The sequence below is a fragment of the Pseudomonas frigoris genome, from assembly GCF_047758635.1.
GTDB lineage: Bacteria > Pseudomonadota > Gammaproteobacteria > Pseudomonadales > Pseudomonadaceae > Aquipseudomonas > Aquipseudomonas frigoris.
Genome location: NZ_CP180479.1, coordinates 6,166,051 through 6,182,177 on the forward strand (window position 1 = coordinate 6,166,051; position 16,127 = coordinate 6,182,177).

At 60.9% G+C, this 16,127-nt stretch carries 12 protein-coding genes; 5 read left to right on the forward strand and 7 right to left on the reverse strand.

Going from position 1 to position 16,127, the window contains the following annotated elements; all coding sequences use genetic code 11:
- Window positions 1-17: 17 nt before the first annotated feature.
- Window positions 18-1,511, reverse strand: a complete 1,494-nt coding sequence (locus ACMXYH_RS28470; RefSeq protein WP_415765637.1) for an aldehyde dehydrogenase — start codon at window positions 1,509-1,511, stop codon at window positions 18-20.
- Window positions 1,512-1,736: 225 nt separating this feature from the next.
- Here ACMXYH_RS28470 and ACMXYH_RS28475 point away from each other — a divergent pair, with 225 nt between their 5' ends.
- Entirely contained in the window at window positions 1,737-2,651 is a 915-nt protein-coding gene (locus tag ACMXYH_RS28475) for a LysR substrate-binding domain-containing protein (RefSeq protein WP_095130716.1), read from the forward strand.
- Between the two features lie 108 nt (window positions 2,652-2,759).
- Here the strand turns inward: ACMXYH_RS28475 and hrpB are convergent, their stop codons facing one another.
- Window positions 2,760-5,279 carry an ATP-dependent helicase HrpB gene (gene hrpB / locus ACMXYH_RS28480; RefSeq protein ID WP_415765638.1) on the reverse strand — a complete coding sequence of 840 codons (2,520 nt, stop codon included), beginning with the start codon at window positions 5,277-5,279 and terminating at the stop codon, window positions 2,760-2,762.
- A gap of 362 nt (window positions 5,280-5,641) precedes the next feature.
- On the opposite strand from hrpB, the gene ACMXYH_RS28485 reads away from it, so the two are divergent.
- Both ACMXYH_RS28485 and ACMXYH_RS28490 read left to right on the forward strand, forming a co-directional pair.
- Entirely contained in the window at window positions 5,642-6,061 is a 420-nt protein-coding gene (locus tag ACMXYH_RS28485; RefSeq protein WP_046056587.1) for a hypothetical protein, read from the forward strand.
- Window positions 6,062-6,090: 29 nt separating this feature from the next.
- Complete coding sequence (locus ACMXYH_RS28490; protein ID WP_129440930.1) at window positions 6,091-6,996, forward strand: cation diffusion facilitator family transporter; 906 nt, start codon at window positions 6,091-6,093, stop codon at window positions 6,994-6,996.
- Here the strand turns inward: ACMXYH_RS28490 and ACMXYH_RS28495 are convergent.
- On the reverse strand, window positions 6,981-8,036 hold the full coding sequence (locus tag ACMXYH_RS28495) for a DUF6515 family protein (RefSeq protein ID WP_415765639.1): 1,056 nt from the start codon (window positions 8,034-8,036) through the stop codon (window positions 6,981-6,983). The genes ACMXYH_RS28490 and ACMXYH_RS28495 overlap by 16 nt on opposite strands.
- Before the next feature lie 435 nt (window positions 8,037-8,471).
- Between ACMXYH_RS28495 and ACMXYH_RS28500 the strand changes: the two genes are divergently transcribed.
- Entirely contained in the window at window positions 8,472-8,951 is a 480-nt protein-coding gene (locus tag ACMXYH_RS28500; protein WP_007937367.1) for an Lrp/AsnC family transcriptional regulator, read from the forward strand.
- A 236-nt stretch (window positions 8,952-9,187) separates the two neighbouring features.
- Window positions 9,188-9,397, forward strand: a complete 210-nt coding sequence (locus ACMXYH_RS28505; protein ID WP_007937369.1) for a DUF2788 domain-containing protein — start codon at window positions 9,188-9,190, stop codon at window positions 9,395-9,397.
- Here the strand turns inward: ACMXYH_RS28505 and ACMXYH_RS28510 are convergent.
- The 4 genes from ACMXYH_RS28510 to ACMXYH_RS28525 all read right to left on the reverse strand — a co-directional run bounded on the left by ACMXYH_RS28510 (window position 9,392) and on the right by ACMXYH_RS28525 (window position 15,883).
- On the reverse strand, window positions 9,392-10,033 hold the full coding sequence (locus ACMXYH_RS28510; protein WP_415765640.1) for a pseudouridine synthase: 642 nt from the start codon (window positions 10,031-10,033) through the stop codon (window positions 9,392-9,394). The two genes, ACMXYH_RS28505 and ACMXYH_RS28510, sit on opposite strands and share 6 nt — an antisense overlap.
- Window positions 10,034-10,101: 68 nt before the next feature.
- On the reverse strand, window positions 10,102-11,601 hold the full coding sequence (gene amn / locus ACMXYH_RS28515; RefSeq protein WP_347805717.1) for an AMP nucleosidase: 1,500 nt from the start codon (window positions 11,599-11,601) through the stop codon (window positions 10,102-10,104).
- Between the two features lie 176 nt (window positions 11,602-11,777).
- Window positions 11,778-13,424 carry an acyl-CoA dehydrogenase family protein gene (locus tag ACMXYH_RS28520; protein ID WP_415765641.1) on the reverse strand — a complete coding sequence of 549 codons (1,647 nt, stop codon included), beginning with the start codon at window positions 13,422-13,424 and terminating at the stop codon, window positions 11,778-11,780.
- Between the two features lie 74 nt (window positions 13,425-13,498).
- The gene (locus ACMXYH_RS28525; RefSeq protein WP_415765642.1) at window positions 13,499-15,883 is read right to left on the reverse strand and encodes a 7TM diverse intracellular signaling domain-containing protein; all 2,385 of its coding nucleotides are present in this window, start codon (window positions 15,881-15,883) and stop codon (window positions 13,499-13,501) included.
- Between the last annotated feature and the right edge of the window lie 244 nt (window positions 15,884-16,127).

Consider the following 16,127-nt stretch of genomic DNA (forward strand, 5'->3'; position numbering starts at 1 on the left):
TTTGTTATTAGCGGCTGTTATGAGCGCAGCTGAAACCAAGTGGTCTTCAACTGGGTGTATTTATCGAATGAATGCAGCGACAGGTCGCGGCCGAAACCGGATTGTTTGCCGCCACCGAAAGGCACGGTCACATCCAGCGCGTCGACACTGTTGACCGACACGGTGCCCGCCCGCAATTGCCGCGCCACGCGGTGGGCGCGGTTGAGGTCGTCGGTCCACAGCGACGCGGCCAAACCGTAGACGCTGTCATTGGCCAGTTGCAAGGCGTGGGCCTCATCATCGAACGCCGTGACCGCCAGCACCGGGCCGAACACTTCATCGCGAAACAGCGGCATGTCCGGGCTCACGCCGGTGAAAATTGTCGGCTGAATGAAGTTGTCGGAGCCGTTGAAAATCGACTGTCGACCGCCCCAGAGCTTTGTTGCGCCCTGGCGCTCGGCGTTTTGGATGAACTTCATGATGCGTGCGGTTTGACGGCTGTCGACAATCGCCCCGGCGCGGCTCGACGGGTCCAGCGGATCACCCGGCTGCCAACGTTCGGCGTGCCCCTTGAGACGCTCGACGAACTCGTCGTGGATCGAACGCTCCACCAGCAACCGCGAGTTGGCCGAGCAGACTTCGCCCTGATTGAAGAAGATCCCGAACGCGGCTTTCTGCGCCGCCAGATCCAGATCCTGACAATCGGCGAACACCAGATTGGCACTCTTGCCACCGCACTCCAGCCACACCTGTTTCAGGTTCGATTGCGCGGAGTACTGCATGAAATATTTGCCGACTTCGGTGGAGCCGGTGAACACCAGACAATCAACATCCGGGTGCAAACCGAGGGCCTTTCCGGTCTGCTCGCCGAGCCCCGGCAACACGTTCAACACACCTGCTGGCAGGCCGGCTTCCAGGGCCAGTTCGGCCAGACGCAGGGCGGAAAACGGTGATTGCTCCGCGGGTTTGAGAATCACCGAATTGCCCACCGCCAACGCTGGCGCGAGTTTCCACGCGGCCATGTCCAGCGGGAAATTCCATGGCACCACGGCAGCAACCACGCCCAGCGCTTCGCGGGTGATGGTCGCCAGTACGTTCTGCGCGCTGGGGGCGATCTGGTCGTAGAGTTTATCGAGGCTTTCGGCGTACCAGCGAAACACCCCGGCGGCGCCTGGCACGTCGATGTTGTAGGCGTCCATCACCGGTTTGCCCATGTTCAGCGAATCGAGCAGCGCCAGTTCTTCGCGATGGGTCATGATCAGGTCAGACAGGCGCAGCAATACTTGCTTGCGTTCACCCGGCGAACGGGCCGACCAGGTGCCGGCCTCGAACACGTGCCGCGCATTGCTTACCGCGGCGTCTACGTCTTCATCGCCGCACGCGGCCACGTTGGCCAGGCACTGGCCGGTGGCGGGGTTCATCGCGGCGAAGGTCTGTCCCGACTGCGCCGCACGGGGTTTGCCGTCGATCACGGCCTGATCGGGAAACCGTAGCGCAGCGGCTTTGTTTTGCCAGAATGTAAGCTCGAACACGTTCAGATGCTCCATGGGCTTTCTTGTGGATTGGATGGTGGCCCAGGCCTGTGTCGAGGAAAAATAGTAAAAATGTCTTCGCAGACCATGAAAAAACTGGGCAGCCAATCTCCCCGGTGGCGCGGTATGTGGTTATTGTTCAGGCATAACAACACCGTCGTCAGAACGGATGCAGGCGGCGCGCAAATTGCCTGGATGTCGAAATCATCCACCCCGAGGTTTGCCGTGGCTGCCTACAACCTGCGTCAATTGAAGTACTTCATCACCACCGTCGAATGCGGCAGCGTCGCCGAGGCGTCGCGCAAGCTGTACATCGCCCAGCCGGCGATCTCCACGGCGATCAAAGGCCTGGAAGACAGCTTCGGCGTGCAACTGTTGATCCGTCATCACGCCCAAGGCGTGTCCTTGACCCCCAGCGGCGCACGCTTCTACCGCAAGGCCCAGGAACTGCTGCGCATGGCAAAGGAGTTCGAACAGAACGCCCTGGCCGACAACGACGTGGTGGCCGGGCAAATCGATATCGGTTGCTTCGAAACGGTCGCGCCGCTGTACCTGCCGCAATTGATTGCCGGGTTCTCGGCGCTGTATCCGGGGGTGAAAATCCGTATTCGCGACGGCGAGCAGCAAGAGCTGGTGCAAGGCCTGACCTCAGGCACCTTCGACCTGGCAATCCTGTATGAACACGACCTCGACGCCACCATCCAAACCGAACCACTAATGCCGGCGCAGCGGCCTTATGCGCTACTGCCGGCGGATCATCGCTTTGCCCAGCTCAAGCAAGTGTCGCTGCGTGATCTGTGCCTGGAGCCAATGATTCTGCTGGACGTGCAACCGAGCCGGACCTACTTCGTCAGCCTGTTCGAAGAGTTGGGACTGACGCCGAACATTGCCTTCAGCTCACCGTCGATCGAGATGGTCCGGGGAATGGTCGGGCAAGGGTTCGGCTTCTCGATCCTGGTCACCCGGCCGCATTCGGAATGCACCTATGACGGCCAGAAAGTGGTGTGCGTGGACATCGTCGAAGACGTCACCGGCTCAGGGCTGGTGGCGGCGTGGTTGAAGCGCGGGCAGTTGACCAAACCGGCGCAGTTGTTTGCCGATTATTGTCGGGAACAACTCACCGCGAAGGCCGCCTCTTGAACATCAACGTCAAAAGATCGCAGCCTCGTTTCACTCGTCAGCTCCTACATGTACCGCGTATCCCTTGTAGGAGCTGTCGAGTGAAACGAGGCTGCGATCTTTTGATCTTCAGCTCTTACGCGGTTTGATCCGCGCGGTCGCTTCGGCCACCAGCGGATCATCCGGCCAGTAGTGCTTCGGATAGCGCCCTTTCAAATCCTTCTTCACCTCGGCATACGTACTGCGCCAGAAGTTCGCCAGGTCCTGTGTCACCTGCACCGGCCGCCGCGCCGGGGACAGCAAATGCAGCTTGACCACCTGCCGGCCACCGGCAATCCGCGGGGTCTCGGCCAGGCCAAACAACTCCTGCAACCGCACCGCCAGAATCGGCGGCTGCTCGCTGTAGTCCAGACGAATCGACGAGCCCGACGGCACGCTCAAATGATGCGGCGCCAGTTCATCGAGCCGTTGCGGCAGCGGCCACGGCAACAGGTTATGGACGATGCTCGACAGGTCCAGATTGGCGAAGTGACTGAGCCGCGAAACTTTGCCCAGATACGGCATCAGCCAATGTTCGAGGCTTTTGAGCAGGGCGGCGTCGCTGACATCCGGCCATTCACTTTCATGCTTACTGTTGAGGTCCAACTGGCGCAATAAGGCGACCCGCGCCTGCCACTGCCGCAGCTCCGGGGTCCATGGCAACAGTTCCAGACCTTTTCGCCGCACCAGATTCACCAGTGCCTGACTGCGAGCGGTTTCGTCGAGGCCAGTCAGCGGCTCGCGGCTGAGGATCAACTCGCCAACCTTACGCTGCCGCTCGGCGCGCAACACGCCTTCGCGCTCGTCCCAATCCAGTTGATCGACCACGCGCACTTGCTCGGCCAGCACTGAATCGAACAGCTCCGGATCGAAATCCGCCGCCAGATAAATGCGTTCTTCACGCTGGCCCTGACGACTGCCGAGATCGGCGATCACCAGCCACGGTTGCTTCATCAAACTGTCGGCTTCGGCGAACAGCGCTGCGCGACCGTTGGCCAGGCGATATTCCGCGCCCCCCGCACGACGTTGCTGAGCGACCCGATCCGGATAAGCCAGTGCCAGCAACGCGCCGAGCCAACGCGGATGATCTGGATCGCCGACCGGTTCCGACGCCTTGCCTCGCAGATAACCGCGATACTGACGCGCCAGTTGCCGGGCTCGTTGAACGCCACCCTGAGCGCCGCGTGCAGCGCGTTCTTCGCCGGACAACAGCACCAATCGGCTGTGCAGATCCGCCCCGGCGCCACGCAAAATATCTCGCTCGCCGAGCAAGGCCGCGACATCGCACGCCATGTCGGCCAAGCCAAGCGCCTGACCGCGCAACAGTAAATGCGCGATGCGCGGATGGGCCGGCAGTTCGGCCATGGCCTGACCGTGGCGGGTCAGCGCTTCGCCGTCCAATGCGCCCAGGCGATCAAGCAAGTCCTGAGCCTGTGCATAAGCGGCCGCGGGCGGCACGTCGAGCCACATTAATTGCCCCGGTGTCACGCCCCAGCGGCCGAGCTGCAACGCTAACCCGGCAAGATCCGCCGAGAGAATTTCCGCACTGGCGTAGGCCGCCAGTTGTTCGTGCTGATCCTGCGACCACAAGCGATAACACACGCCCGGTTCCAACCGCCCCGCTCGGCCCGCGCGCTGAGTGGCGCTGGCTTTGGAAATACGCTGAGTGTCGAGGCGGGCCATGCCGCTGCCCGGGTCGAAACGCGGCACCCGCGCCAACCCGGCATCGATCACCACGCGCACGCCGTTGATGGTCAGGCTGGTCTCGGCGATGTTGGTCGCCAGCACCACTTTGCGTTTGCCGGTGGGGGCCGGATCGATCGCGGCGCGTTGGGCGGCGAGGTCCAGTTCACCGTGCAACGGGCAGAGTAGAACCTGCGTGCTATCGCCCAGTGCATCGGCGAGTTGCTGATGCACCCTACGGATTTCCGCTTGCCCCGGCAGGAACACCAGCACGCTGCCGGTTTCATCATTCAAGGCTTCGAGAATGGTCTGCACCAGGCGCGGTTCGATGAATTCACCGGGCTGGAACGGCCGGCCCCAGCGCATCGCCACCGGGTACATGCGGCCTTCGCTGCGCAGGATCGGCGCGTCATCGAGCAATCCAGCCAGGCGTTCACCTTCGAGCGTTGCCGACATCAACAGGATTTTCAGCGGTTGATCGTCACGAAACAGCTCGCGGCCATTCAGGCTCAAGGCCAGCGCCAGATCGGCGTCGAGACTGCGCTCGTGGAATTCGTCGAAGATCAGCAGGCCAACGCCTTCGAGCGCCGGGTCGTCCTGCAAGCGTCGGGTGAGGATGCCTTCTGTGACCACTTCGATGCGGGTTTTGGGGCCGACCTTGCTGTCGAGACGAATGCGATAGCCGACGGTTTCGCCGACCTTCTCGCCCAGCTCACTGGCCAGCCGCTCCGCTGCTGCCCGCGCAGCCAAACGGCGCGGTTCAAGCATCAGAATGGTCTGCCCGGCCAACCAGGGCTCGTTGAGCAAGGCCAACGGCACGCGGGTGGTTTTACCGGCGCCGGGCGGTGCTTCGAGCACGGCTTCGTGGCGTGTAGCCAAGGCTTCACGCAGGGCGGGTAAAACTTCATCAATCGGCAAAGAAATCATGCTGGCTCCCCAGGGCGTGCCCACAGTAAATTGCGAGTCGCGTTGAAGCTGTGGGCGTGCCAGGCAAGGCGCGGGACGCAGGTAAGGGTCGTTTCCTTACCAAGTCTCGCAACGCAGCATGGCGCGTCCACAGCTTCAGCCCGGAGGGCCGAACCCCGATAACATCCATCAGCCGTTACGCGTTGTCGATCTGGAAAAAACAACATCAATCCTCAACTATTCCAGTGGCGGTGAGACGAGGCCGCAATTTACTGTGGGCACGCCCTGCCGGGCCGAGTATAACGGCGAACTGCCTAGCGTTCGTCGTGGTCCTAATTCATATAGACGCCCCTTCGTTTTCCAGATGACTCAGGAGATTTCATATGCGTGTTCCCTTTCGCTTGATTGGCGGTGTATTGGTCGCGACGTTGCTGACACAGGTGACCGCTTGCGGATCGATTTTCTACCCTGACCGTCGTGGTCAGATTGACGGCAAGATCGACCCGGCCATCGCCGCGCTGGATGCCGTGGGCTTGCTGTTCTACATCATTCCCGGCCTGATCGCGTTTGCCGTGGACTTCGCCACTGGCGCGATTTACTTCGAGCCCGGCAAGACCGCCCAGGTGGCCCCGGAAAAACTCAAGGAAGCCATCGGCGCCGACGGCAAGGTCGATAACCACAAGTTGCAGACTATTCTCGAAACCGAACTGGGCCGCAGCTTCCCGCTGGATGACCCACGCCTTATCCAGCACAAGGGCAGCGCGCAGCAACTGGCCATGTTCGGCCTGCAACCTGCCGCGTAATCCGTGCACTTAAAGGAATAGCCGCACTTATGATCTCCAGCTCCGAACATGCCCGCCTGCTGCGGCTGGCGACCCGTGCCTCGGTGGCGGTGGCATGCACGCTGATCGTCGCCAAAGCCATTGCCTGGTGGTTGAGCGGTTCGGTGAGCATGCTCGCCGGGTTGACCGACTCGACCCTCGACGGCGTCACCTCGCTGCTCAACCTGCTCGCGGTGCATTACGCCTTGCGCCCGGCCGACGATGATCATCGGTACGGGCACGGCAAGGCCGAGTCGCTGGCGGGCATGGCTCAGGCGTTGTTCATTGGCGGCAGTGCGGTGCTGATTGCCTTGCAGGCGATTGATCGACTGAAACACCCGGAACCGGTGGGGGCGCCATGGATCAGTATCGGGGTGATTGTGTTTTCCCTGGCACTGACCCTGGCCCTGCTGATGTTGCAACATCGGGTCGTCAAGGCGACCGGTTCCAACGCGGTGCGCGCCGACTCCCTGCATTACCGCTCGGACCTGCTGCTCAACGGCAGCATTCTGGTAGCGCTGGTGCTCGCCGGGTTTGGCTGGCATCAGGTCGACCCTTGGTTCGGTTTGGGGATTGCCGCCTACATTCTCTGGAGCGCGATTCATATCGCCCGGGAAAGTTTTACGGTGCTGATGGATGAAGAGCTGCCGTCGGACGTCAGCCAGCACATGCTCGAACTGGCCTGCGGTGTACCGGGAGTATTGGGGGCGCACGACCTGCGCACGCGGATTTCCGGCAACCAGTGGTTCGTGCAGTTGCACCTGGAATTGCCGGGGGATTTGACCCTGTCAGTCGCTCACGGTATCAGCGACCAAGCCGCCGATGCCATTCATGCCGCGTACCCGCGAGCCGAAGTGCTGGTGCACGCCGACCCGCAGGAAGTGGTACCGGCAGGCAGGGCTCAGAAAGAAACCTGATACCCGCGACTGCTCAGGCAGTTGCCCTGGGCCTGACGGTAGGCTTGCACCACCGACGGATCTGGCTGGTAGGTGGCTGTTCGCGGATCGAAGCCACTCTGCTGCACCGCGTATTGATAGCACTCGTAACCGTCCTGGTTGACCTGCTCTGGCGACTGACCGTTGGCCGGATACGCCACCACGTCATAACCATTGCTGACCGGTTGCGGCTGCGGTTGTATGGGTGGCTCGACCACGACGTAATCCTGAGTGCTTTCCTGATAGGCGTAATAGGAACCGGCCGCCAGGAACAACAGCGCACCGCCGATCCACACTTCACGGGCGTAATCGGGCAAGTAGCTGACGCGAATCCCGCGTGGCGGCTGCACTACCACGTAGCGCGGGCCTTGTGGGCGATACCAGTAGCCGCCGGAGAAGAAGTAATCCTGACCACGGTATGGCACGCGGTAATCACGGTCCGGGAAGCGATCGATCACATGACCGGGACGGTACTGCGGGCCTGCGCCCCAGCCATTACCGTGCCCGTCCGGGCGACCGGCCCAGCGATGGTCATCGGGACGCGGACCATTGTTCTGCCAATGCTGGTTGTAATCGTTGCGCCGCGGCACGTCCTGGTAGTAGCCACGCTGCGGCTGCTGGGTCTGGCGCACGGTGTCGGGCCGACCCTGAATCGGCAGGTCGTTGGCTGGTAACTGCGGAGGTGGCGGCGGCGAGCGAACCGGATTGTTGTAATCGTGCTGCGGCCGGGGCTGGTTCTGCCACTGGCCGTTGTTCTGATTCTGACCGTTGTGCTCGAACTGGCGACTGTTATCGCCACGAATGATTTCGTTATTCTGCGCACGCGGCTGGTTCTGCTGCGGATTGTTCTGCGGGCGCGGCTGATTATTGCCGCCATGGCCCTGATTGTTTCCCTGATGACCGTCCGAGTCACGTTGTCCGCCATCGGGACCACGATTTTGCGGCTCATCGGCCAGCGATTGCGCAGTGACACTTACACACAGCAAACCAACACCGGCCAAACGCCAGATGCGCGACTTCATGCTTTTCCTCACTGCGGGTTAGGGCCTGTACGTAAGACTGGGAAAGCACAGGCCGGTTCTGCAACAGGTTATCAGTCGCGCAACTTATTTATTGAGGGCAGTCGGCAAATTCCGGGCAAAAGAAAAGGGAGACCCGTCGGCCTCCCTTTGAGAACTTCGTCCGTGCTCGACGCTTTTGACGTCGGCTCACCTCACGCCGTCTTCTGGACAGTGTGTAGCTCGGGGGCCGGCTCATCCCCTGTGGGGGTGGCGACCGCAGCTGGCCTGATTGGGCGAGCCGCTGTGGACTGTTTGTCCGAGCAGTGATTCTGGTGATAAGAATAGGCTCGCGGCGCCGGCAGAGGATTGCGAAGATTGCTCAAATAAACATCACTTGCGCAATTTTTAACCCTGGATAGATAATCCACCGCAATAGTTATGACAAAGGCCTGATTGATGAGCAAACTCGACCGATACGACCTGAGCATTTTGGCGGAATTGCAGCGTGACGCGCGCATCTCCAACCAGGAGCTGGCCGAACGCATCGGCCTGTCTCCCTCGCCATGCTCGCGGCGGGTCAAGCAGCTGGAGGACGACGGTTACATCTCCCGCCAGGTGGCCCTGCTGGACCGCAAGATGCTCGGCCTTAGCCTGACGGCTTACGTGTTGATCGGCATGGACCGCCATACGCCGGAGCGTTTCGAAAACTTCGAAGCGGCGATTCGTACGTTGCCGCAGGTGCTGGAATGCAGCCTGGTGACCGGGATGGATGCCGACTATCAGCTCAAGGTGGTAGTGCCAGATATGGACCATTATCAAAAATTGCTGCTGGGACACCTCACCCGGATTGAAGGGGTGACGAGTGTGCGGTCGAGTTTTGTGCTTAATCAGGTGCTCAACAGTACCGAGTTGCCGTTGACCCATCTGCGCAGCTGATACTGCTTCTGTAGGAGCTGTCGAGTGAAACGAGGCTGCGATCTTTTGATCTTGTTCTTAAAAATCAAAGTCAAAAGATCGCAGCCTCGTTTCACTCGACAGCTCCTACACGCTCCTGCAAGTGCGAGCCGGGCGACGAATGACTGCGGCACACCGACGCAGGTCTATGCCCCGCCAATCCGCCATGGCGTATACTCGCCCCGCCCTTTTAGCCGCGCCCGCGCTGGAGATGTTCGATGGATCCTGCAGTATTCGAAGAGTGGATGATGACCGGACTGGTCAGCATTCTGATCATTTTCATGGGTTTCATCGTCTGGGATCTGGCGAAGAAGTCCAAGGCCGGCCGCTTTGGCTCGTTCATCCTGTTCTTTGTACTCGGCTTGGGCGTGGCCGCGTTCGTGATCAAAAGCGTGGTCATCGGCCTGATCGAATCCGGCACGTTATAGACGCGCCGGCACTTCCTTCCACTGGCCCTGATCGAGCCCTTCGATCGACCAGGCGCCGATTCTGACCCGCACCAGACGCAACGTCGGCAACCCGACCGCCGCGGTCATGCGCCGTACCTGACGGTTGCGCCCTTCACGAATCACCAGCTCCAGCCAACTGGTCGGCACGCTTTTGCGAAAGCGTACGGGTGGGTTGCGTGGCCACAGTTCAGGTTCTTCAAGTTGCCGCGCTTCAGCCGGTAGCGTCATGCCGTCATTCAGCTCGACGCCATCGCGCAAACGCTGCAATTGCTCGGCACTCGGCTCGCCTTCCACCTGCACCCAATAGGTCTTGGCCAGTTTGTGTTTCGGGTCGGCGATCCGCGCTTGAAGCTGGCCATCATTGGTCAGCAGCAGCAAACCTTCGCTGTCGCGGTCCAGCCGTCCTGCCGGGTAGATCCCGGGAATCTCGATGTAATCCTTGAGCGTCGCCCGCCCTTCTCCATCGCTGAATTGCGTCAGCACATCGAACGGCTTGTTGAACAGAATCAGCTTCGGCTCGGCCGGCGGCGCTTTGGCGACACGGCGCGGGGCTGAGGACGATGGCGCAGGCTTCACGCCAGGGCGGCGGGAAACGGGACGTTGAGGACGAGACATGGGAAAAGGAACATCTAACGGTCAGGGCTGCTAATGCTAGTGCCCCGACCGCTAAATGACCATGACTGTTAGCGGAACGGCGGTTCGTCAAAGCTGCGCAGTTTGCGCGAGTGCAACGAGTTGAGTTCGGTGCGCAACAGATCCACCGCCTCGATCCCGATCTTCAAGTGCTGGCTGACCGCGCGCTCATAGAAGGCGTTGGCCGAACCCGGCAGTTTGATTTCGCTGTGCAACGGTTTGTCCGACACACAGAGCAACGTGCCGTACGGAACCCGCAAGCGATAACCTTGCGCCGCGATGGTGCCGCTTTCCATGTCCACCGCCACGGCGCGAGACAGGTTGATCAGCGGACGCTCCTGGGCCCAGCGCAATTCCCAGTTACGGTCGTCGTAGGTCAGAACCGTGCCGGTGCGCAGGCGTTTTTTCAGTTCGTCGCCCTTCTCACCGGTGATATTGGCCGCCGCTTGCTGCAACGCCATCTGCACTTCGGCCAGGGCCGGAATCGGAATATTCGGCGGCACGACCCGATCGAGAATCCCGTCGCGGCGCATGTAAGCGTGCGCCAGCACGTAATCGCCAATCGTCTGCGACTGACGCAATCCGCCACAGTGGCCGATCATCAGCCAGCAATGCGGACGCAACACCGCCAAGTGATCGGTGATGTTCTTGGCGTTGGACGGGCCGACGCCGATGTTCACCAGGGTCACGCCGTGGCCGTCGCTGGCGATCAGGTGATAGGCCGGCATCTGATAGCGGTGCCAGACCACACCGGCGGCAATCGCCGAGGCTTCGCCGTGGTCCATGCTCTTTTCGATGATCACGTTGCCCGGCAAGACCATGCGCACGAAGCGCGGATCGCTGCGCAACTGCTCCAGGCCATGGACGATGAACTGGTCAACGTAGCGGTGGTAGTTGGTCAGCAGAATCCATGGCTGCACATGGCGCCAGTCGCTGCCGGTGTAATGCACCAGACGGCGCAAGGAGAAATCCACCCGCGCGGCGTCGAACAAGGCCAACGGCAGCGGGTCGGTGTTTTCCCAGTCATACAAACCATCGGCGATCCCGTCGGTGGCAGCGGACAGGTCGGTACTCGGGAACACCCGCGCCAGCGTCGCTGCGGTGACGCCGGAGCCGGCCAGTTCATCGCCCTGCTCGACCACGTACGGATAAGGAATGTTTTGCTGGCTGATACCGACTTCCACCGTCACGGTGAAGTCGTGCATCAACGGCACCAGCTGTTCCAGCAGGTACTTACGGAACGCCGCTGGATGGGTGACGGTGACGCTGTAGGTCCCCGGCAATTGAACCTTGGCATAGGCGCGCGTGGTCTGTGGGACTTCGCCCTGGCAGAGGTAGGTCAGACGCAGCTCGGGATAACGAAACATCGCACGCTGTTCGGCGTCCGGTTCGACACGATCCTTGAGGTAACGCTTGAGCGCCTGGTTCAGCGCGGTGGTTGCACGATTGTGCAAGAGCGCAAGCCGGTCAACGGCTTGCTCGGCGGTTTGAACGACAATAAAAGCTTCGGTCACGATCAGCATCCTGTGTTCTGACTTGCAGGCCTTCATCTTGCCTGCATCGTCGTCTGACGGGAACAGTGGCGTGTTGATACGCAAATGCTTTGGTCACCGCAGATCAAATGTGGGAGCGAGCTTGCTCGCGATAGCGGTCTGTCAGGCGACATCTATGTCGGATGTTAATCAGTCATCGCGAGCAAGCTCGCTCCCACAGGAGTCGGTGTCGATCATAGAAGTGGGGTCGACCGGGCGACAATCGCTTCCACATCCAGCCCACGTGGCAACGCGCCATACACCCGACCGGCGGAACCGAGGCGACTGGCGATGAAGGCATCACTGACGGCGGCGTTGCCCGCCTCCAGCAACAGCTTGGCCTGAAGGCCCAAGGCGATGTCTTCGGTGAGCTGGCGGGCGCGGTATTGAATGTCGCTGGTGTCTTTGAAAGCCGCCTGCAATTGACTGATGTGCGCGGCCAGGCGTTGGTCGCCATGGCCGTCTCCCAACTCGCTGAACAACACATCGAGCACACCCGGCTCCTTCGACAACGCTCGCAACACGTCGAGACATTGCACGTTGCCGGAACCTTCCCACGTCGAATTGACCGGTGCCTCACGGTACAACCGCGGCAGGATGCTGTCTTCGACATAACCGGCGCCGCCCATGCATTCGGCGGCTTCGTTGATCATTCCGGGCGCGCGTTTGCAGATCCAGTACTTGCCCACCGCCGTGACCAGCCGAGCGAATTTGGCTTCATGCTCATCATCCAGATGATCCAGCGCCCGGCCCATGCGCAGGCTCAAGGCCAGGGCGGCTTCGCTTTCCAGGGCCAGGTCGGCCAGTACGTTCTGCATCAAGGGTTGTTCGCTGAGTAACTTGCCGCCGACCTTGCGGTGAGCGCAGTGATGGCTGGCCTGGGTCAGGGCCTGACGCATCAACGAACTGGAGCCGACCATGCAATCGAAGCGGGTCATGGCGACCATTTCGATGATGGTCGGAACGCCCCGTCCCTCCTCGCCGACCATCCACGCCAGCGCACCACGGAACTCCACTTCGCTGGAAGCGTTGGAGCAATTGCCGAGTTTGTTCTTCAGACGCTGTATGTAGAACTGATTGCGCGTGTCATCCGGGCGATGGCGCGGCAGCAGGAAACAGGTCAAACCCTTGTCAGTCTGGGCCAGGGTCAGGAACGCATCGCACATCGGCGCGGAACAGAACCACTTGTGGCCCACCAACTCGTACGCCTGGCCCGGACCACTGGCGCCAACCGGAAAAGCCTTGGTGGTGTTGGCCCGCACGTCGGTACCGCCCTGTTTCTCGGTCATGGCCATGCCGATGGTGACCCCGGCCTTGTGGGCCATGCCGACGTTGCGCGGGTCGTATTCGGTAGAGAGGATTTTCGGCAACCACTGCTCCGCCAGATCCGCTTGCAGGCGCATCGCCGGGACGCTGGCGAAGGTCATGGTCAGCGGGCAACCACTACCGGCTTCGGCCTGGCTGTGCAGGTAAGTCATGGAGGCGCGGGCGACGTGGGCGCCGGACTGCGGATGCGCCCAGGGCAATGAGGTCAAACCGTGCTCGACCGCGGTGCGCATCAGTTCGTGATAGGCCGGGTGAAACTCCACCAGGTCGATGCGATGGCCGTAACGGTCATGGCTGCTGAAAACCGGCTTGTTCTGATTGGCCAGAAACCCCGCTTCCATCAGCGGCCCGCCGGCCAGTGCGCCGTAAGCGTCGATCCGCGACTCGGCCCAGCCGGCCCCGAAACGCCGCGACCACTCCTGCAACGGCAGGTCGATGCGATACAGGTTGGCGCCGTCCAGCGACGGTGGCTGGTTGGTGACTTCGTGGGTTTCGGCGAACTGATGCAGGTTCATGACGGGGCTCCTTTGGTCAGCCAAGGAACTTCAGTTAAGCACCGCCCCTTGACCGAACAAAGCGTCATATCTGCCTAACTGTCGGCGCTTTCGCCTTGCTTTTGACACAGCACCCGTCGATAGAGCGCTGCCTGCAGGTCCTCGAATTTCACCGGTTTGTTCAGATAATCGATCAAGGCACCGGTCGGGCAGCGTTCCCGATCAATGCTCAAGGCAATCACGAATACCGGTAGTTCGGCGCAGCCCGGTAACGCGCGGATCTGGCAACAGAGGGACGTGCCGTCCAAAGGTGGAAGCTGGCAGTCGAGCAATACCGCATCGAAGGTTTCGCGCTGCAAGTGATCGAGTGCGGCAGCTCCGTTGTCAGCGGTGCGCACCCGGAACCCCAGCTTGAGCAACATGCCGCGCATCACCAACTGATGGATGCTGTTGTCATCAACCAGCAGGACGGTGCAGTCCTGAGGCAGTCGCAGGCGAGGCAACTCCCGGTTCATCAAGGGCACTGGCGGCCGCTCCACCGCGGGCAGTTCGAACTCGACATCGAGCTGGAAGCGGCTGCCACGACCAGGCTCGGAGCGGTGAGTCAGTTTTCCACCGAGCAATTCGACCAGTTGCCGACAGATCGCCAGGCCAACGCCCAGACCGCCGTATTCACGGGTCATCGAGCCATCGAGCTGGAAGAACCGCTGATACAGTGTCGCCTCCCCCAGATCGGTGAAGCCGATGCCGGTGTCGATCACCGCAAAGGACAGCGCCAGTCGGTCAGGCGCCACGGGTTTACCCGTCACCCGCAGCGCCAGTCCGCCGATCCGAGTGAACTTGATCGCGTTATCCAGCAGGCATTCCAGGCATTGCGCCAACTTGGCGCTGTCGCCGTGCAAGCGATCCGGCAGCCCCGGCGTGACCTCGACTTTGAAGTCCAGAGACTTGCTCAACGCGTTGCCCTCGAACTGCAGGCGCAAAGCCTCGACCACGCCGCGCAAACTGAAAACGGCCGGATAGGTCTTGAGCTTGCCGGCCTGCAACTCGGTCAGGGTGAGGATGCCGTTGACCATGCGCATCATGTCTCGCGCGGAACCGGCGGCCGTTTGCTGATATTGCTCCAGCTCCGGGTCCATCTCGACGGTCTGCATCAGCTCAAGCGAACCGATCACACCGTTCATGGGCGTGCGCAGTTCGTGGGTCAGGGTGGCGAGAAATTCGTCCTTGAGCTTGTTACTGCGAGCCAGTTGCTGGTTGAGCACTTCAAGCGTTTGACCGGCATCGAACAGGGTCTGTGCCTGTTGCTCGCGCATGGCGTTGATGCGATCGGCCAGCGCCAGGGACAGCAGCGCCACTTCAATCGCCGAGCCGATCTGGCTGGAATACATGGTCAGGAACACGTTTGGCAGGTAACCCAGCACCATCAGGGTGTTGACGATGCCGCCGAGCAGGAATGCCGACCAGGCGATGATGAAATACCGCGCCACTCGCAGGCCACGCAGCCAGGCGAAAATCCCTGCGGCAAAAATCACTACGGTGAAGGTCAATGCCAGCGCCGTCGCCAGGCGCAGGGCCAGGGCGTAACTGGTCAACAACGACAACCCGACCACCACCGCGCTAAACGCAATCAACGCCAGCAGCAAGCGGTCGAGCCAACGACTGTGGGTCGCCGTCTGCAAGAAGCCGCGCGCGAACTGGCTGCCGAACAGGCCTGCGCAACCGATGAAAAACGGCGTCGCTGCGTTCGCCCACCAGGGATTGTTCGGCCAGAAATACTCCACGGCCGCGCCGTTCACTGACAGCTGATACAAACCGAACGAGGCGATATAGAAGATGTAATAGAGGTAGCTGGTATCGCGCACGCTGAGATAGATGAACAGGTTGTACACCAGCATCCCCAGCAACACGCCGTAGATCAGCCCCAGCACATAGAGTCGGATCGGTTGCTCTTCCAGGTAGGCAGTGCTCGACCATAGGGTGACCGGCGCCTGGATCGACCCTTCACTCTGCAGGCGCAGGTACAGGGTTTGCGCTTGATCAGGGGTGAAGTTCAGATCGAACAGGTAGTTGTTCTGGCGGATCTCGCGACTGTCGAACGGCAAGGCATCGCCCGTCTGTCGTGCCAGTTGATAGCCACCGGCCGCATCGGGCAAATAGAGATCAAGATGATCAAGGGGCGGATAGGCCAGTTCGAGCAACCAGGTGCGTTGCACCGCGGGGTTGTTCGGGCGGTAATGCAGGTCGATTTTCAGCCAGAACACTGAACGCGAATAACCGGCGTTGAGGGTGGCTTTGTCGTGGGGCTTGAAGTTTCCGGCCGCGGCTTGTGCACGGACATCGGCGATGGTCGCCTGACCGCCCGCGTCTTCGAACACTTGCAGGATTCGGCCCAGGGGAAGGCTTTGAGTGAATTCGTCGAATTCGACTGCACTCGCCATGAGGGGCAAGTACAACAGCAACATCAGCAAATAGCGCATTTAAGCCCCAGCGTGGCCTGTCCGGTTATCTCAGGAAGCCCCTCATTCCTTTTGAGTAGACGTAAAACCGGTATTACCTGTTATTGGTTTGGATCCACTCTAGCATAGCCGTTGGTGGCCATTGAACACCATTGAAATTTTTCCTACAAAGGCTCTAGCACGGGCGTTCCAGCTACATGTGTTGGGCTAGAGCTGTTTCGCCGGTCAGTTTGTGACAACGCCCCACTCCGTGTAGCAGCTGCCG